Origin of the sequence: Sphingobium chlorophenolicum, from assembly GCF_000722875.1 — a bacterium.
GTDB classification, from domain to species: domain Bacteria; phylum Pseudomonadota; class Alphaproteobacteria; order Sphingomonadales; family Sphingomonadaceae; genus Sphingobium; species Sphingobium chlorophenolicum.
In genome coordinates this window covers 1-17,748 of the sequence record NZ_JFHR01000043.1, presented here as the reverse complement: position 1 = coordinate 17,748, position 17,748 = coordinate 1, and the positions used below count along the sequence as shown (strand labels likewise).

Here is a 17,748-nt window from a genome sequence, read left to right as displayed (position 1 = left end):
AATTTGTCCACGCAGCCTAGAACCGGAAACGGATGGGGAGGGTCTTGAGGCCGCTCACGAAAGTGGACTCTATGTAGCTGGGCTCGCCCGCCAGTTCGACATGCTTCAACCGGGGCAGCAGTTCGGCATAGAAGGCGCGGATTTCCATCGTCGCGAGGAATTTTCCGAGGCAGAAATGCGGGCCATAGCCGAACGCCAGATGCGCCGGATTGCCTGGCCGGTCGACGCGGAACCGGTCGCCGTCGGGAAAGACCCTCTCATCCCGGCATGCCGACGGATAGCAGAGCATGATGGCTTCACCGGCCGCGATGTCGACGCCGTGCCAGGTGACGTCTTCCCTGGGCGTTCGCATGAAATGCTTTACCGGCGCCGTCCACCGCACGAATTCCTCGGCCGCCGAGTTCAGCATGCCGCTATCGGCCCGCAATTTCGCCAGTTGTTCCGGAAACTGCATCAGCCCCAGCAGCCCGCCGCCGATCGATGCCGCCGTGGTGTCGTGACCGGCGGTGGAGGCGATCACATAATAGGATGTCATCTCCCGCTGCGCCATCGGGCAGCCGTTCACGGTCCCGTTCGCGATGGTGGAGATGATGTCGTCCCGTGGCCTCTGGCGTCTGTCGTCCGTCAGCGCCTGATAATATTCGCCGAATTCCGCGAACACGTCCCGCGATCCGCCTGCCCCGCCCGCCTGAGCCTTCTCCCCCGCCTGGGTCTTCAGATCCTTGTCCGCCGGACTGAACAGCCGTTGCGTCAGCCGCAGGACATGGGCCTCATCCTCCTTCGGCACGCCCATCAGCGTCATCACCACGCGCAGTGGAAACCAGTAGGCGATGTCGGCGGAAAAATCGCAGGAGCCGCCGAAATCCTCCATCCTGTCGACGAACTCCCTGGCGATGTCGGCGATCTGCGGTTCGAATTTCCGGAGATTCTTCGGGCCGAACCAGTCCATCGTGACGCTGCGGTGGGCGCGATGATAGCTTCCGTCCATGTGGGTCAGCGGCTTGACCCCGTTGCGGTCGCCATATTTCGCTTCGTAAATCGCCTCGACTTTTTCCGGCAGCAGCACCGTGCGGTCGCCAGCGGCATAGGTCGCGGGATCACGTTCGACCGCCATGATGTCTTCATGCCGCGTCATTACCCAAAAGGGGCGGTAGCCGCGAGGTTCGGCCTTCACAATCGGAGCATCGCGGCGCAACCGGGCGTAGAGATCGTAGACATCGGCCGGGCGCGCGAATGTCGAAGGCCGGGCAAGGGATTCAGGCGAAAGCGGCTCGGTCATGAACATGTCTCACGGTAAGTTATCTTCAGATTCAGCGGACCAAGCAGAGCTTCGATCTTAGCGACTGTATCGGGTCCGGAGGGAGCGCCGCTTATCTCCACCGCCAGGCAACCGCGATCGTCGCTGAGAACTCTCCAGACTAAATCCTGGGTGGAGGGGATGTCGTGCAAGGTCGCGGTCACCGCCGCCTGCGCCGCGAGCCGACGCAATTCGGGCTTGAATATCTTGCGCATCGCCGTGCGCGGCAGCGCGTCCAGCGCGAATATCCTGACCGGCGTACCGGCGCGTTCGGGCAATCGCTGCTGGCAGAATGCCTTCAGCGCGGCCTCATCCAACTGCGCGCCCGCCGCAAGCTGCACGAAGGCGACCGGCATCTCCCCTACCCTGGCGTCGGGCATGCCGACCGCCGCGGCATCGACGATGTCCGGATGATCCAGCAGCGTTTCCTCGATAGGAGCGGGATCGATATTATGCCCGCCGCGAATGATCAGATCCTTGTCGCGGCCCGTGACCCACAGATAGCCGTCAGCGTCGAAACGCCCCAGATCGCCTGAATCGATCCAGCGCGAACCGGGCATTCCGGCTATGAACTTGCCTGCGTCCTGGCTGGCGTCCAGATAGCCTTCGAACACGCCCGGCCCCGAAATCGCGATATTGCCCGTCTCGCCCGCTTCGCATTCCCGCGCAAACCGGCCCTGCGCATCGAGCAGGACGACCCTGACATCATAGAAGGGCGATGTGATGCCGCCGCTCCCCGGCCGGGCGGGCAGCGCGGACGGATTGACGCAGCAGAAGCCCGACGTCTCCGTCATGCCATAGCCCTCGTGAATCCCGCTGCCGAAGAGATTTTCGTAGGATTTGCAGAGGCTGGCCGGCAGCTTGCTCGCGCCCGCGATGAAATGGCGGATCGTCGTCCCGCCGCCCCGGTAAGTCGCGAGCAGATCGGCGAAGACGGTCGGGACGGATATGAATTGGGTGAAGGCATATTTGTCGGCCAGCGCCCAGAAATTCTCCGCGAGGCCGGGCGTCCTGAACGCGGCCGGGGTAAGGATGACCATCGTCTGGCCCAGCATCAATGTCCGGGTGGAGGCTATCCCGCCCCCGCCCACATGGAACATCGGCAGTCCCAGCGGCACGACCTGCGCCGGGTCCAGCGTGCTGGCCACGGCGCTGCTGAAGGCGCCTGTCAGCAGATTGCGATGCGACAGCCGGGCGATCTTCGGCGCGCCGGTCGTCCCGCCCGTCGGGAAATAGGCGGCGATGTCGTCCAGACCGGGGTGGCGCCCCAGATAGGCGTCGTCCGACCGGTTCTCCTGACCCGCGAGGAGATCGACCGCATTCTCGCCCGCGTCGCCGCCCAGGACGAGATGAAATTCCAGACCCGGAACGATGGAGATCAGGGAGCGGGCCAGGTCGAAGCTGCCGTCGGCCCCCTCCCTGCCCGCCGACATGATGGCGCGCGCGCCCGTTGCCCGCGCGATATCGCCGATCATGGCGGGATCGAGAAACGGGTTCACCGGCACCACGACGCCCAGCAACTGCGCCGCCCAAAAGCCGGTCAAACCGGCAAGGCAATTTGGCGCGACGTAGAGAATCCTGTCGCCCGCTCCCAGTCCAAGGGCGAGCATGCGATTGGCGGCCTGCACGATGGCCGCGTGCAGCGCCTGATAGGTGATGGTCGCGGCGACCGTGTCGATCCGCGCATCCGGAAGGTCGATCACCGCCAGCTTTTGCGGAAATCGTTCCGCCTGCCGACGGATCGCGTCGTAGATGCTGACGCCGGGCAGGTCGCGAAGCTGCGCCGCCGCGAAGCTCGCGCTGACTTCCTCCAGTGTCGGGCCTCCCGCCATCGTCGCTCCCCAGTGGCTGTTCTGTGCAGCCCCATATGGTGGGTTCCGTTGCGGAACGGCCCCCTCGAAAGGATGGGAGCGGTTATTGCCTTTTTGCCGCCTACTGCGCCGACCCATCCCTTTTGCGGGGTCGCGGCGCGATCGACGGGTTTAGATAAGGGCGGGAACGAAGGAACCAACAATCGAGGTCGTCTTGATCCCTCCCATTGCTCAACCCGGCGCGCTGGACGGTATTCGCGTGGTCGATATGACCAGCGTATTGTTCGGCGCCTACAGCTCGCAGATCCTGGGCGACCTGGGCGCCGACGTCATCAAGGTGGAGGCGCCGGGCACGCGACCGGACAATGGCGGCGATATCTTCCGCTATACCGGCAAGCCCGCGAACAGCCCGGCGATGGGGCCGATCTTCATGCATTTCAACCGCAACAAGCGGTCCGCGCTGCTGGACCTGAAGCAGGAGGCCGGACGGGAAGCGTTGCGCCGGCTGATCGCGGAGGCGGACATCTTCATCACCAATGTCAGGATGAACGGCCTCCACAAGCTGGGCTTCGATTATGAAGCGGTGAAGGCGCTGAAGCCCGACATCGTCTACGTCCATTGTTCCGGCTATGGATCGGACGGCCCCTATGCCGAAAAGCAGGCCTATGACGACCTGATTCAGGCCGCCGCCGGGGGAACCGACCTTCTGAGCCGCGTCGACGGCGATCCCGCGCCGCGCTATCAGCCATCCCTGATCGCCGACAAATCATCCGGACTGTTCGCCGCCTATGCGACGATGGCCGCCCTGTTCCACCGGCAGCGGTCCGGCCGGGGCCAGTTCGTCGAAGTGCCGATGTTCGAATGTTTCAGCTATTTCAACATGAGCGAAAATCTCTACGGTCACACATTCGATCCGCCGACCGGGGATTATGGCTATAGCCGCGTCTTCAACCCCAACAGAAAACCCTATGCGACCAAAGACGGCCATCTGGCGATCCTGCCCTATACCGACTCCCAGTGGGACGATTTCTTCGAGATTGGCGGCCTGCCGCCGGGGACATTCACGAAAAATCCCCGCTATGCGACTTATTCGTTGCGCACGGAGAATATCCGGGAAATCTATGCGATGATCGAGGAAGTCGCGAAGACGAAGACAACGGCCGAATGGGTGGCCGCGCTGACGGAACGCAATGTGCCGTGCATGAAGGTCAATCGGCTGGATGAGGTGCTCCAGGACGAGCATCTCAACGCGGTGGGCTTTTTCGAGAAGCGCGACCATGCCAGCGAAGGCCCCTACATCTCCCTTCGGCATCCGGTGCGGTTCAGCGAGACGCCAGCCTCCGTCCGGCGCGATCCCCCGCGCGTGGGGGAACATACCGACGAAATCCTTGCCGCCATCGGCCTTGGCGAAGCGCGGGATGCGTCCGCATGACCAATGTCGTCATCGTCGGCATCGGTGAGATCAAGGACCGGCCCGATGATCCTTCGCTGGGGCTGGACCCGCTGGACCTGATGGCCGCCGCCGCCCGGCGCGCCGAGGCGGACAGCGGGGCGCGCATTCTGGACCGCATCGACGCCGTTGAGGTGGTCCACCAGATCACATGGCGATATGAGGACACGGCGCGCAGGCTTTGCGAGCGTCTTGGCATCGATCCAGCCAGGGCGGCCTACCATCCGGGAGGCGGCGAAAGTCCGCTCAGGATCATGCACGACGCCGCGCTTCGGATCGCGAGCGGGGAATCGCGGATCGCGCTCGTCTGCGGGGGAGAGGCGCGAAGCACCGTCCGGAAGGCGCGCAAGGCTGGCGTCGCATTGCCCTGGCCCGCGAAGGCCCCCGCCGTGGAACATCCCTGGCGGGTGGAGGAGATGCTGTCTGCAATGGGCCGCGCCCACGGGATTGCGCAGCCGACCTATATCTATCCCCTGTTCGAGAACGCCGCATTGCATGCCTGGGGCATGACGCCGGGCGAAGCGCAAACCGAGTCCGCGCGGCTATGGTCCCGCTATTCGGCGGTTGCGGCGGACAATCCCCATGGCTGGATGCAGCGCCCCTTCACCCCTGCGGAGATCGAAACGGTCTCACGCGACAATCCGCTGGTCGCCTGGCCCTATCCAAAGCTGATGGTCGCCAATCCCAGCGTGAACCAAGGCGCCGCCGTCCTGCTGATGTCGGAGGCTGAGGCGCATGCGATGGGCATAGCCGCCGATGCCATGATCCACATCATGGGCGGAGCGGCATCGAAGGAGCCGGAGGATTATCTGGACCGCGATTGCTATCATTCGTCGCCATCGCAACAGGCCGTGCTTCAGGCGGCCGCCGCGATCAACGGCGCGCCGTTCGATCATCTCGAACTCTATAGCTGCTTCCCCTGCGTCCCCAAAATGGCGCGGCGCACCCTTGGCCTGCCCGACGGCTTCACGCCGACCGTCGCGGGGGGCCTCACCTTCTTCGGGGGGCCGTTCAACAATTATATGCTGCACGCGACCTGCGCGATGGTCCGCCGCCTGAGGGAAGGAAGCGGCAGCGGATTGCTCTACGGTCAGGGCGATTTCGTGACGAAGCATCACGCGCTGGTCCTGTCCGCGGCGCCGGGGGCGGAGCCGCTGTCCTCCGACTATCGCGTCGACGGCAGGGCCGATGCGCTTCGCGGGCCTGTGCCTATCGTCGTGGACCGTCATGACGGCGACGCCACGGTCGAAAGCTTCACCGTCATCTATGGCCGCGAAAATGCCGTCGACCGCGCCATCGCGATCTTGCGGACGCCTGAGGGATGCCGCACGATGGCACGGGTTCCCGCCGACGATGCGGTGACCATCGCACGCCTGACGGACCCGGCGCGCTCGCCGGTCGGCGAACGCGGCATCGTCACGACGGCCGATGACGGACTATTGGAGTGGAGACTTTCTTGAGCGACATCCTCATCGAACATCCTGTCGCGCATGTGGCGCTGGTCACGATCAATCGGCCGGACGCCCGCAACGCCATCAACGGCGCGGTGGCGCGGGGGTTGGAGCAGGCGGTCATCGAAACCGAGGCGAACGACGATATACGCTGCGTCGTGCTGACGGGCGCGGGCGACAGGGCCTTCTGCGCGGGTGCGGACCTGAAGGAAATCTCCGCCGGTCGGGTGGGTGATCTCGTCACCCGCGACGGCGGCTTTGCGGGCTTCGTCAGGGCTGCGCGGCAAAAGCCCTGGATCGCGGCGGTGAATGGCGCGGCGCTGGCCGGGGGCACGGAGATTCTTCTGGCCTGCGACATGTCAGTGGTATCCGAGGATGCGAGCTTCGGCCTGCCGGAGGTGAAGCGCGGACTGGCTGCGCTGGCGGGCGGTCTCTACCGGCTGCCGCGGGGCCTGCCGCGCGCGGTCGCGTTGGAACTGATCGCGACGGGCGAGCCGCTCAGCGCGGATCGCGCATTGGGGTTCGGGCTGATCAATCGGGTCGTTCCGAAGGGCGAGGTGGTGACACAGGCGCTGGCGCTGGCGGAGATCATCGCGGCCAATGCGCCGATCGCGGTGCGCGAGAGCCTGGTGATCGCTCGCGACGCATACAACCTTTCGGAGAAAGAACTGGAGGCGGCTTCGGACGCATTGGGCACGCGGCTTGCGCTTACCGAGGATTATCGGGAAGGCCCCCGCGCCTTCGTGGAGAAGCGCGCGCCGCGCTGGACGGGCCGATAGGCGGCGGGGACAAATTCGAGACTCGCAGGGCTGAGTGATTTGGGTGGAGGGCGGACCTATCCTATTCCTCCCCATCGAGAGATGGGGAGGAATTGATGTCCGGGAACGCCAATCCCCCGACATTCCGAATTGCCCACGCGGCCCAAGCCCGATCCCTACAGCATCGCCAGTCGTCGGGCGCGTGAAAGCGCGCCCGACCGGTTGCGCACGCCCAGCTTGTTGTAGATATTCTGGATATGCCACTTCGTCGTCGACAGGCTGAGGTCGATATGGTCGGCGATGGCCTGGCTCGTCAGCCCGCTGTCGAGCAGGACCAGAACCTCCAGCTCCCGCGCCGTGAGGGGGTCGACCGGCTGATCGCCTGCCGTGTCCGCGCATATGCCATAGCGCGACCGCAAACGCCCCAGCACTTCCGCCGCAGGCCCGTGAGCGGCGGACAGCAGGTCCGGCTCCGACAGCAGCGATGTCAGGCCCCACCCGCAATCGACCGCCGTCCGGCAGAAACCCCGGTCGCCCGCGATGCGCAAGGCCCGCTCCAGGCTGCGTCTGGCATCCCCCGCCTTGCCCAGATGGAGCGAACATGTCGCCGCCAGCATCAGCAGGGCGACATGATCGCGCGCCCGCCCGGCGGTTTCCGCCGACGGCAGCAGCCGCGCCACGATCGCCGACGCCTGCTGCGCCTCCCCCCGGCTCAGCATGACCCAGGCATGGGATTGATCAACCTCATGCGCCATCCAGCAGGGTATGTTCCGGCCTGTCGCGACATGCAGCCATTCGTCGTTGCATCGCGCGAAAGCGGCATGGAAATCGTCATGGGCCTCATCCGACCGGCCATGTCGAAGCTGTAGGCCGATCGCCATCAGATCGGCCCTTGCGGCGTAGCGCAGGCCGCGCACCAGCCGGTGCTGCGTTTCGCAGAGGGCCGCGTCGACGCCATCGGACTCTTCGGCCAGAAGCATCGCGGCCTCCAGCGCCGCGACATGGGTTTCGATCAGGCCATTGTCACCCGCGTGCAGATGGCCCGCCGCCAAATGCTCGCGGGCAAGACCACTCTCCCCCGTTTCGACCAGAATCCGGGCCGCCAGCAGGTGGACCGTGCCGATCGTGGAGGCCGCGACCCTCTCCAGCTCCTGCGCCTTTTCCAGCGCGAACAGGATGATTTCCCGCGCTCGCGTTGCCCGTCCGCCCAGCAGTTCGATATAGGCGTCCGCCTTGGCGACCCATAGCTGGCCATAGGCGCCGCCGCCTTCGCCCGCTTGCTGGCGGGCGACCAGCATGTCCCGCCGGGCGGCATGGCGGTCGCCGGACTGATGATGCGCCAGCGACCGAACGACATAGACCGCCGCCGTGTGAAACGGGTCGACATGTTCCCATCGCGACATCCACGCATCGGCCAGTTCGACAAGCTGCGGCACATCGTCCCCCCGCGCCGCCAGACTGACCCGCAGCCGGTCGCGATGGGCGCGCCATGCGGCGGGCGCGCTCTCAGGCATCTCCAGATCGAGGATTTCGAGTTCGGCGCATGCCGCGTCGATCTGCTGCGCCAGAATGAGCGCCCAGATTTTCCAGAGGCGCAACGGGACGGAAATCGCCTGCCCCGCCCGTTCCAGTCGCTCCGTCCAGGCGAGCATCCTGGGCAATTCGCCCAGCCCGTGGACGATGGCGGCGGCGTTATCGACGACCATTTCCTGCGCGCGGTCGAAATCGCCTGCTTCCAGGGCGTAATCCACCGCCTCGCAGACCGCGCCCTCACGCTCGCACCAGGCCGAAGCGGCGCGCAGCAGGGTGATGCTTTTGCCCGCGCCCGCCTGACGCTTCCGGCTGTCGAGGAATTTCTGGAACACGCCGTGGAGCCGCAGCCAGTCCCCCCCTCCCGCCGGAACGATCATCACATTTTCAAGCCGGGCGCGCTGCAACAGCAATTCGGCGGACGGCCCCATCACCTCTATCAGCATGGCGGGCGAAAAGCGCCCAAGGTCCGCAAGGTCGAAGAGGAACCGCCGCATGGCGTCGTCCAGTTCGACATAGATGCTCTCGTTCAGATATTGGCCGAGATCTTCTCGCGGATAAATCTCGCGAATGTCGACTTTCGACCATCCGCCGCGACGGCGCGCCAACATGCCGTAACATTGCGCGGCGATGGGCCAGCCCTCGATCCACTGGGACACTTTGCGGGCCTGCTCCATGCTGGGCGCCTGCCCGGCATAGAGCGTCAGCATCGCGGCGACTTCGCCCTCGTCCAACGCCAGCGTCTCCACGTCGATTATCTCGACCCGGCCCCTGGCGACGAGCGCGATCCAGTCCATGTCGGGCAGCGTCCGCGTGGCGATGACGAACCGTTGCGCCGCGTCGCTGGAGGTGATGGTGCGGATGAGCCGGGCGAACTTTCGCGGATCGGCGTCATGCGCGTCGTCGATGAGGATGATGTCGGAATCGTCGGCCAGCGGCGAACCCGCGACCATGCGGTCCAGCGGATGCCAGCCGACGATGCCGCCCGCCGATGCGACATCATGGGCATGGGCGCTCAGCAGCGTCGTCTTGCCGTAACCCGGTGGCGCGGACAGGATGGTGACGGCCGCCTTCCCCTGACGCAGCCGGGCAAGGGCACGGGTCGGGATAAATGCGCCCGGCCGGTTATCCGCCCCCTTCTTCGCGACGGGGCCCGCCGTTCTCGTCCCAGCCGTTCTCGCCCTCATCTTGAGCATGATCCATCTCCTCGGCCGCCCTTATGCGGGCTGCTCGCTTCTGATTTTCAATCCGTCCAGAAGGAAGCGCACGAGATGATCGGCATAGTCTTCCTTCAATTTCGATGTGATTTCCGGCGGCCCGGACAAATAGGGAAGCGTGTTGCGAGAGTGGAACAGAAACTCGCACGCGCCGATCACCGTATAGTAGAAAAGGGTCGGGTCCACGAAACCTATGTCCCCGGCCCGCAGGCATTCGTCGATGATACGGGCCTGGAATTTCTGCAGGGGCGCGATGAAGATCCTCGCCAGTTCCCGCGCCATATCGGCATTGCCGGACTGGAGGACATTGATCAGCCGGTTGATATAGGGATAGCGGAAATAGACGTTGATCACGCCGCGAATATGGAGTTCGAGCTTCGTCAGCGGCGGCATGTTCTGCCCGACCAGATGTTCCAGTTCGCTCAGCGCCCTGGCGGCGTCCCGCTCCAGCAGCGCCAGTAGCAGCCCCTCCTTGCCCTTGAAATAATAGTTCACCAGCCCGTGGTTGAGGCCGGATCGCGCCGCGATCTCATTCAAGGAAATGTCCAGCGTGTCGCGTTCGCCGAGCAGGGCGCTGGTCGCGTCGAGCAGCCGTTCCCGCGCCGCGACGCGGCCATTTGCATCAAGACGAACTCCGACTCTCGCCATTTGCATCCTCCAAATTTTATTTATGCGTATAGATAAATTTTGGCAACAGGCTTTGCCATCCTTTCGGATGGGGCATGCGCGCATAGGCCATGGCAGGCAGGCAACCTCTTTTTCCCACTCGACACATGTCCCGGATCGCGGAAACTTAGTATGACAAAGCCTGTATTGCCCGCAGAGGTCGCCGCCTCCGTCATCGATCCCGTCGCCTATGGCCGATGGGCCCCGCTGCACGAACAGCTTGCCTGGGCACGCGCCAACGCGCCGCTCGCCGTGGCGGAAAATGACGGTTACGACCCGTTCTGGCTGGTCACGCGACATGCCGACATCATGGCGATCAGCCGCGATCCCCAGCGTTTTGCGAGCAGCCTTCGTCCCACTGCGGTGACCAATCGCGATGCGGAGGCATTGGCCCGTACCGCGACGCCGAACAATGACGGCCATCTCGTCCGTTCGATGGTGCAGATGGATGCGCCCGACCATATGAAATACCGCCTGCTGACGCAGAGCTGGTTCATGCCCAAGAACCTCAGGATCGTAGAGGAACGCATTCGCCAGATCGCGCGCGACGCGGTGGACCGGATGCCGGAAAGCGGCGGCGAAATCGATTTCGCGCACGATGTCGCGGCCTATTATCCGCTGCGCGTGATCATGGACATATTGGGCGTCCCGCCGCAGGACGAGCCGCGGATGCTGATGCTGACGCAGCAATTGTTCGGCCCGACCGATCCCGAACTGAACCGCAGCCGGGAGACGATCAGGAGCGCCGAACAGGCGATTGCGATGATCCAATATGTCATCGCCGATTTCGAAAATTATTTTCGTGAACTGACGGCCGACCGCCGCGCCAATCCGCGGGAGGATATCGCGACGGTGATCGCCAACGCGATGGTGGGGGGCGAACAGATCCCCGACCGCGAACTGGCCGGCTATTATATGATCATCGCGACGGCCGGGCATGATACGACGAGCGCGTCGACCGCCGGTGCGGTCATGGAACTGGCGAAGAATCCCGCCCTGTTCGAACGGTTTCGCGACGCGGACAGCGACAAGTCGGGACTGATCGAGGAAGCGATCCGCTGGACCACCCCGGTGCAGCATTTCATGCGCAGCGCCACGGAAGATGTCGAGATCGGCGGGCAGACGATCCGCGAGGGCGACTGGCTGATGCTGAACTATGTGTCCGCCAATCGTGACGAGAGCGTCTTCAACGATCCCTTCGTCTTCGACCCGGATCGCGAAAAGAACAAGCATATCGCCTTCGGTTTCGGCGCGCATATGTGCCTGGGCCAGCATCTGGCCCGCATGGAAATGCGGATCATGATGGAAGAGTTGTTGCCGCGCCTGAAAAGCATCGAACTGGCAGGCGAACCGGCCCGCGTGGAATCGGCGTTCGTAGGCGGGCTGAAGCGCCTGCCGATCCGCTTCCAGGCGGCGTGAAGGCGCTTTTCAGTTTGGCGCGGTTGGTCATTTAAATGGCCTGACAGGACAAAACGGGATTACCGGCAGGCGATATGGCCGTACCGGGACCGGCGGCGAAGCCGGGAAATGAGCGAAGGGAGAGGCTATGGCCTACGCTGCCGCAACGCAGGATACGATCCATGACGACATCGATCTCGATGCACTTCGTCAGAAATATATGGAAGAGCGCGCAAAGCGCCTCAATCCGAAAGGCAACAGCCAATATATCGAGGTAAAGGGCGACTTCAGCCGTTACATCGACGATCCCTATGTCGATGGTCCGCTGGTTCGCGACGCCGTTGACGAAACGGTCGAGGCGCTGGTGATCGGCGGAGGCTTCGGCGGCCTTCTGGCGGCGGCGGAACTGCACAAGATCGGCGTCACCGACATTCGCATCGTCGAAAAGGCGGGCGACTTCGGCGGCACCTGGTATTGGAACCGTTATCCCGGCGCCCAGTGCGACATCGAATCCTATATCTACATGCCGCTGCTGGAAGAGACGGGCTATGTCCCGACCGAAAAATATGCCTATGCGGCCGAACTATTCGCCCATGCCCGGCGGATCGGGGAGCATTATGACCTCTATCCCCGCGCCCTGTTCCAGACGCAGATCGTGGAGATACGCTGGGACGAGGCGGCGGCGCGCTGGGTCGCCACCACGGATCGGGGCGACACGATCAGGGCGCGCTGGGTGCTGTCGGCATCGGGACCGCTGAACCGCCCCAAGCTGCCCGGCATCCCCGGCATCGAAGATTTCAAGGGCCATACATTTCACACCAGCCGCTGGGACTATGCCTATACCGGCGGGAACAGCCTGGGCGGGATGACGGGCCTGGCCGACAAGCGCGTGGCGATCATCGGCACCGGCGCGACCGCCATCCAGTGCGTTCCTCCCACCGCGCGCGATGCCGCGCATCTCTATGTGGTGCAGCGGACGCCATCGACCGTCGACGTGCGCGGCAACCGTCCGACCGACCCCGAATGGGTCAAGAACCTGAAGCCCGGCTGGCAGCGCGAGCGGATGGACAATTTCAACGTCCTGGTTTCCGGGATGCGCGCCCCGGTCGATCTGGTGCAGGATGGCTGGACCGCCCTGCATCACGACCTGCTGACATCCTGGATGCCGGAAGATCCGACGTCGGTATCCCCTCTGGAACTGATGCGGCGTGCCGAGCTTGCCGATTTCCGCAAGGGCAACAAGGTCCGCAGCCGGATCGACGAAATCGTCACCAACAAGGATGCGGCCGAGGGTCTGAAACCCTGGTACGGCATGTTGTGCAAGCGGCCGACCTTCCACGACACCTATCTGCAAACCTTCAACCAGCCGAACGTGACGCTGATCGACACGCAGGGCGGCGGGCTGGACCGGATCACCGAAAACGGCATCGTGTTCGACGGCGTGGAATATCCGGTCGACTGCATCATCTTCGCCACCGGCTTCGAAACGGGGACCGACTATTCACGCCGCGCCGCGATGGCGATCCGTGGCCGCGACGGGAAGCTGATGAGCGACCATTTCGCTGACGGCATGCGCACCTTCCACGGTTTCTTCACCGATGGCTTCCCAAATCTGTTCCTGCTGGGATCGGCGCAGAACGGCTTCAAGCCGAACGTCACCGACATGCTGGCGGAACAGGCCGAACATCTCGCCGGGCTGATCGCGGCGGCGCGCGCGGAGGGCAAGACCCGCATAGAAGCGACCAGCGAGGCGGTGGACGGCTGGATGAAGACGATCCGCGAAAAGTCGCAGCGCGCGCGCATGTTCCTCGCCGCCTGCACGCCCGGCTATTTCGGCGGGCATGGCGACATCGAACAGGGGCTTCTGATCAACACCTATGGCGACGGATCGATAGCCTTCACGGCGCTTCTGCAGGCGTGGCGCGCCGCCGGAGACCATGCGGGATTGAAGATATATTGACCGATTGACCGATCGGACGAAGGAAAGGCGGCGGTCGTTACGGGCGCCGCCTTTTCGGCTATTTGGGTCTTGCGATCTTCCGGATTCCCAGACCCATATTCTTCCGCAAATAACGGGAAGCGGCGCTCGCCTCGCTATATCCCAGTCGATAGGCGAGCAGGTTCAGGTTCGGGCGCTTTTCGGTGCGGAAATATTCGTCGACCACCCGTCGCCGCGCCGCATCGAGCCGCAGGGTGAAACTCGTCCCCTTCTGCTCCAGGCCCCTTTGCAATGTCCGGCGGCTCACGCGCAGCAATTTGGCGACATGGTCCATCATCGCCTCGCCGGATGTCAGGTTGGCCGCGATCAGTTGGTCAACCTGGCCGACGAAATCGACCGGTTCCGCGCTTCTGACCGTTTCGAGATGACGTTCCAGAAAGGCGAGCAGATGTGCGTTTCCATGTTGCGTGGGACGATCAATGTCGTCGCGACTGATGATCACGGCGGAACGGTCGGCCCCGAATTCGATGGGGCAACGGAATAACTGTCGATGGAGGGCGTAATCTTCGGGCGCCGAATGTTGAAATTCGATCCGGACCGGCGACCATCCCTCCCCCAATATGAGGCGCCCCAGCCGCGTCGCGAGCAGCAGGACCGACTCGATGAACTGCGATCCGCCGTAGCGCGCCGGCACGAGAAGCAGGTGCCGGATCGCGACCTCGTCAATCTGCTGGTCGAGCGAGGTCGTGATCGCCTTGCTTTCAAGCTCGGCAAAGCGGGAATTGACGCGGATCGCATCGGCCAGCGTCGGGCAATGGTCCCACAGCAGGCTGAGCGGGCTGTTGCCGCGAATATTTCCCCATTGCGCCAGGGCTATGCCGAGATTAGACCGCCGGGTGACGACCGAGCAGATCTGCAACATGTCGACGATTGCATGCGCCGGAACGCGCTCGGCCTGCGGCGCCGCCGTGGCGATCGAGCGAAGTTCCCTGTCGAGGATCCGGTCGAGATCGAGTCCCGACGTTTTCGCGAAACTGATGAATTGCCGCAGCGCGCCGGCATCGGCATCCGCATGGGTCACAAGTCTCTCCTTTGACGTACGTTGTCATAATAGAGGCGCAGTATGTCAAGATAAAAGCCGGGCGATCTGACAATCTCCGGCTCGACAAAATCCATATTGGCAAGGAGGATGACTATGGTCGTGACAATGTTGGAAGTTCTCCGATGAGCGCGCGCGGAACCGATCCTGAAATGGCCGCGATCAAATCGTTCCTGGCCGCCAATGGAGGCCCCGGCATCCTGACCGCGGATGTCGGCATGTTGCGCGCCATGCTGTCAAGCATGTCGCCCCAGGGCGGGCCGGACATGTTTGCAGTGGAGGACCGCGAAATCGGCGGAGTGCCGGTGCGCGTCTACAGGCCGGGCGAAAGCGTCCCCGGCACCATCATCCTGTATCATGGCGGCGGCTGGGTTCTGGGAAGCGTGGCCGATTACGATCATTTCGCCCGCTCGCTCGCGCAGCGGACGGGATGCCGGGTCGTCTCGGTCGAATATCGGCTGGCACCGGAAAATCCCTTCCCGGCGGCGGTCGAAGACGCCTGGGCGGTCCTGTCGGCCATCGATGCCGACGGTCCGCTTTTCGTGATGGGGGACAGCGCGGGAGGCAATCTTTCCGCGGTCGTCGCGCAAATGGCGCGTGACCAGGGCGCGCCGAAACTGGACGGGCAGATCCTCATCTATCCCTCCGTCGCGGGGGACGCCGACAGCGCGGCCATGCACGCCTTCGTGCCGTCCACCATGAAGCGGGAGGAGATCGCCGCCTTTTTCGACCTATATGTTCCCGCTCCCCAGGATCGTTCGGACATACGCTTCGCCCCTCTGCTGGGCAGGCTGGACGGCCTGCCGCCCGCGCTTCTGGTCGTCGCGGGCGACGATCTGGCCGCCGATGAAGGGAATCGTTACGCCGATGCGCTGGCGCAGGCGGGGGTTCCGGTCACGCTCCATGAAGAACCCGATGCGTTCCACGCCTTCCTGACCCTGTTCCCCGACACGCAGGCCGCGAGCCGCAGCAGGCAGGCGATCGATGCCTTCATCGCAAATCGATTGCAGTGAATTCAGAGAAAGCTGGAGAGAGACGATGAATTTCGACCGCGATTACGCGATGTTGATTGGCGGCCGGTTGGAGCATGGCAGCGCCCGTTTCAACGTGCTCAATCCCGCGACCGAAAATGTCATCGGCAGCGCCCCAAACGCGACCCGCAACGACCTGGACCGCGCGATCGACGCCGCGCGCGAAGCGTTCCCCGGCTGGGCCGCGACCCCCATCGCGGCGCGCAAGGCGGCGCTGGTCGCGATGGGACAAGCGCTCATGGCGCATGCCGACGGCCTCAAGCGGCTGCTGACCGCCGAGCAGGGGAAACCCCATGCCGATGCCGGAATGGAGGTGATGGGTGCGGGCTATTGGCTTATGGGCGCGGCGCATCTCGACCTGCCCGTCACGGTCAATGAGGACAGCGCGGAGCGCTATAGCGAGACGCGCCATGTGCCGCTGGGCGTGGTGGGCACCATCCCGCCCTGGAATTTCCCGCTGCTGCTGGCGATGTTCAAGGTTGGCCCGGCGCTGCTGGCGGGCAACACGATGGTCCTGAAACCCTCCCCCTTCACCCCGCTTTCCACGCTGAAATTCGGCGAGTTGGTGAAGGATATCCTGCCGCCCGGCGTGCTCAACATCATCTCCGGCGGCGACGCGCTCGGCCCGTGGATGACCAGTCACAAGGGCTTCGACAAGATCAGCTTCACCGGATCGACCGCGACCGGGCGGCGGGTGATGGAATCGGCGGCGCCGACGCTGAAGCGCGTCACGCTGGAACTGGGCGGCAACGACGCCGCGATCGTCATGCCCGACGTCGATGTCGAAAATGTCGTGGAAGAACTGTTCTGGGCGGCATTCCGCAATAACGGCCAGATCTGCGTCGCGACCAAACGCATGTATGTCCACGAGGATATTTACGAACCGTTGAAGGACGCGCTCGTCGCCTATGCGAAGACCGTGAAGGTGGGCGACGGGTCGGAACAGGGCACGCAGATCGGCCCGATCAACAATGAGGCGCAATATGCCCGCGTGGTCGACCTGATCCAGGATGCGAAGGACAAGGGCTACACCTTCCTGCTGGGCGGCGACGCGGTGGACGTGCCGGGCTATTTCGTCCCCATCACCATCATCGACAACCCGCCGGAGGACAGCCGCATCGTCCAGGAGGAGCAGTTCGGTCCCGTCCTGCCGCTGATCCGGTTCGACGATTATGACGATGTCGTCGCGCGCGCCAACGCCACCGAATATGGCCTGGGCGGATCGGTATGGGGCAAGGATGAGGACAAGGCGCTGCGGATCGCCGAGCGCATCGCCAGCGGCACCATATGGGTCAACGAAACCCAGCATCTTTCCCCCGCCGCCGCGTTCGGCGGGATGAAGCAGTCGGGCGTCGGCGTGGAGGGCGGGCTGGAAGGCCTGCTCGAATATACCAATGCCCAGACCATCGTGCGGAAGAAGCAGCCGGCTTGACGCCGTCACGCCGAAGCGTCCGGCTTCGACGGGCGGCTGGCCAGAGCTTCGGCCCATATTTTTACGACATCCCCGTGCCGCCAGCGATTTCCCCCGGCGGCACGGAAATGATTTCATGGAGACGGAAGCAATGTCGATGAAGAAAGTCCTGCTCTTGCTGTCGGCCTTTGTGGGTGCGTCGCAATATTCTGCGCATGCCGGGGAGGGGCAGTTCACTGTCGCGGTGATACCCGACACCCAATATTACACCGATTTCCGGCATCAGACCGATGCGGGCTTTCCCTTTGACGCTCGCGAGCTTTTCTTCGACCAGATGCGCTATATCGCGGCCAATGCGCAGTCGGCGGGCGGCGACATCGCCTTCGCCACGGCGCTGGGCGACGTGTGGCAGCATCCCAGCGAACGGATGCCGGCCGAATATGCCGCCAAGGGCTACAAGCATATCGAAAGCTTCCTGACCAGCCTGCCGCAAATCCATCCGGACGAGCGGGTGAAGACGATCGAGATGCCCACGGCGCGCCAGGGCTATGAGCTGATCGCGGGGAAACTGCCCTTCTCGGTGGTGCCGGGCAATCATGATTATGACGCGAACTGGGCCGATTCCCGGTACGTGCCGGGGCAGAAGCCGGAATTTCCCTTCGGCATGCTCGCTTATGGCGGGCTGAAGAA

General features: G+C 64.0%; 13 protein-coding genes. 8 read left to right on the top strand and 5 right to left on the bottom strand.

What is annotated here, in order from left to right:
* Nucleotides 1-16: 16 nt before the first annotated feature.
* Together BV95_RS16305 and BV95_RS16300 are read right to left on the bottom strand one after the other, a co-directional pair.
* Nucleotides 17-1,279, bottom strand: a complete 1,263-nt coding sequence (locus tag BV95_RS16305; RefSeq protein ID WP_051749824.1) for a cytochrome P450 — start codon at nucleotides 1,277-1,279, stop codon at nucleotides 17-19.
* On the bottom strand, nucleotides 1,276-3,129 hold the full coding sequence (locus BV95_RS16300) for an AMP-binding protein (RefSeq protein WP_037454295.1): 1,854 nt from the start codon (nucleotides 3,127-3,129) through the stop codon (nucleotides 1,276-1,278). Before BV95_RS16300 ends, BV95_RS16305 begins: the two co-directional genes overlap by 4 nt.
* Before the next feature lie 193 nt (nucleotides 3,130-3,322).
* Between BV95_RS16300 and BV95_RS16295 the strand changes: the two genes are divergently transcribed.
* From BV95_RS16295 to BV95_RS16285, 3 genes are read left to right on the top strand one after another with little or no spacing between them, the layout of a single operon-like run.
* Entirely contained in the window at nucleotides 3,323-4,540 is a 1,218-nt protein-coding gene (locus tag BV95_RS16295; RefSeq protein WP_037454292.1) for a CaiB/BaiF CoA transferase family protein, read from the top strand.
* Nucleotides 4,537-6,018 (top strand): acetyl-CoA acetyltransferase, encoded by a 1,482-nt coding sequence (locus BV95_RS16290; RefSeq protein ID WP_037454289.1) that lies wholly within the window; start codon nucleotides 4,537-4,539, stop codon nucleotides 6,016-6,018. The genes BV95_RS16295 and BV95_RS16290 overlap by 4 nt, the downstream gene beginning before the upstream one ends.
* On the top strand, nucleotides 6,015-6,788 hold the full coding sequence (locus BV95_RS16285) for an enoyl-CoA hydratase-related protein (protein ID WP_037454286.1): 774 nt from the start codon (nucleotides 6,015-6,017) through the stop codon (nucleotides 6,786-6,788). Before BV95_RS16290 ends, BV95_RS16285 begins: the two co-directional genes overlap by 4 nt.
* Nucleotides 6,789-6,943: 155 nt before the next feature.
* On the opposite strand, the gene BV95_RS16280 is transcribed toward BV95_RS16285, so the two are convergent.
* Both BV95_RS16280 and BV95_RS16275 read right to left on the bottom strand, forming a co-directional pair.
* Nucleotides 6,944-9,493: a LuxR C-terminal-related transcriptional regulator gene (locus tag BV95_RS16280; protein WP_037454283.1), complete on the bottom strand. Its 2,550-nt coding sequence runs from the start codon at nucleotides 9,491-9,493 to the stop codon at nucleotides 6,944-6,946.
* Nucleotides 9,494-9,514: 21 nt separating this feature from the next.
* Nucleotides 9,515-10,162 (bottom strand): TetR family transcriptional regulator, encoded by a 648-nt coding sequence (locus BV95_RS16275; protein WP_037454280.1) that lies wholly within the window; start codon nucleotides 10,160-10,162, stop codon nucleotides 9,515-9,517.
* Between the two features lie 150 nt (nucleotides 10,163-10,312).
* On the opposite strand from BV95_RS16275, the gene BV95_RS16270 reads away from it, so the two are divergent.
* Both BV95_RS16270 and BV95_RS16265 read left to right on the top strand, forming a co-directional pair.
* A complete protein-coding gene (locus tag BV95_RS16270; RefSeq protein WP_037454277.1) occupies nucleotides 10,313-11,599 on the top strand; it encodes a cytochrome P450 in 1,287 nt (428 codons plus the stop codon).
* A gap of 127 nt (nucleotides 11,600-11,726) precedes the next feature.
* Complete coding sequence (locus BV95_RS16265; protein WP_051749818.1) at nucleotides 11,727-13,538, top strand: flavin-containing monooxygenase; 1,812 nt, start codon at nucleotides 11,727-11,729, stop codon at nucleotides 13,536-13,538.
* A 58-nt stretch (nucleotides 13,539-13,596) separates the two neighbouring features.
* Here BV95_RS16265 and BV95_RS16260 read toward each other — a convergent pair whose 3' ends face one another.
* The gene (locus BV95_RS16260; protein ID WP_037454275.1) at nucleotides 13,597-14,598 is read right to left on the bottom strand and encodes an AraC family transcriptional regulator; all 1,002 of its coding nucleotides are present in this window, start codon (nucleotides 14,596-14,598) and stop codon (nucleotides 13,597-13,599) included.
* Between the two features lie 143 nt (nucleotides 14,599-14,741).
* Between BV95_RS16260 and BV95_RS16255 the strand changes: the two genes are divergently transcribed.
* The 3 genes from BV95_RS16255 to BV95_RS16245 form a co-directional block, all read left to right on the top strand.
* A complete protein-coding gene (locus tag BV95_RS16255) occupies nucleotides 14,742-15,629 on the top strand; it encodes an alpha/beta hydrolase (RefSeq protein WP_051749817.1) in 888 nt (295 codons plus the stop codon).
* A gap of 25 nt (nucleotides 15,630-15,654) precedes the next feature.
* Nucleotides 15,655-17,079 (top strand): aldehyde dehydrogenase family protein, encoded by a 1,425-nt coding sequence (locus BV95_RS16250; RefSeq protein WP_037454272.1) that lies wholly within the window; start codon nucleotides 15,655-15,657, stop codon nucleotides 17,077-17,079.
* Nucleotides 17,080-17,194: 115 nt separating this feature from the next.
* A partial coding sequence (locus BV95_RS16245; RefSeq protein WP_476712781.1) for a metallophosphoesterase family protein occupies nucleotides 17,195-17,748 on the top strand: 554 nt, incomplete at its 3' end.

Bases quoted from the DNA above. Each gene is read 5' to 3' on its own strand.
- BV95_RS16305 (WP_051749824.1), bottom strand. From the start codon at position 1,279: ATGACCGAGCCGCTTTCGCCTGAATCCCTTGCCCGGCCTTCGACATTC.
- BV95_RS16300 (WP_037454295.1), bottom strand. From the start codon at position 3,129: ATGGCGGGAGGCCCGACACTGGAGGAAGTCAGCGCGAGCTTCGCGGCG.
- BV95_RS16290 (WP_037454289.1), top strand. From the start codon at position 4,537: ATGACCAATGTCGTCATCGTCGGCATCGGTGAGATCAAGGACCGGCCC.
- BV95_RS16280 (WP_037454283.1), bottom strand. From the start codon at position 9,493: ATGCTCAAGATGAGGGCGAGAACGGCTGGGACGAGAACGGCGGGCCCC.
- BV95_RS16275 (WP_037454280.1), bottom strand. From the start codon at position 10,162: ATGGCGAGAGTCGGAGTTCGTCTTGATGCAAATGGCCGCGTCGCGGCG.
- BV95_RS16270 (WP_037454277.1), top strand. From the start codon at position 10,313: ATGACAAAGCCTGTATTGCCCGCAGAGGTCGCCGCCTCCGTCATCGAT.
- BV95_RS16265 (WP_051749818.1), top strand. From the start codon at position 11,727: ATGGCCTACGCTGCCGCAACGCAGGATACGATCCATGACGACATCGAT.
- BV95_RS16255 (WP_051749817.1), top strand. From the start codon at position 14,742: ATGAGCGCGCGCGGAACCGATCCTGAAATGGCCGCGATCAAATCGTTC.
- BV95_RS16250 (WP_037454272.1), top strand. From the start codon at position 15,655: ATGAATTTCGACCGCGATTACGCGATGTTGATTGGCGGCCGGTTGGAG.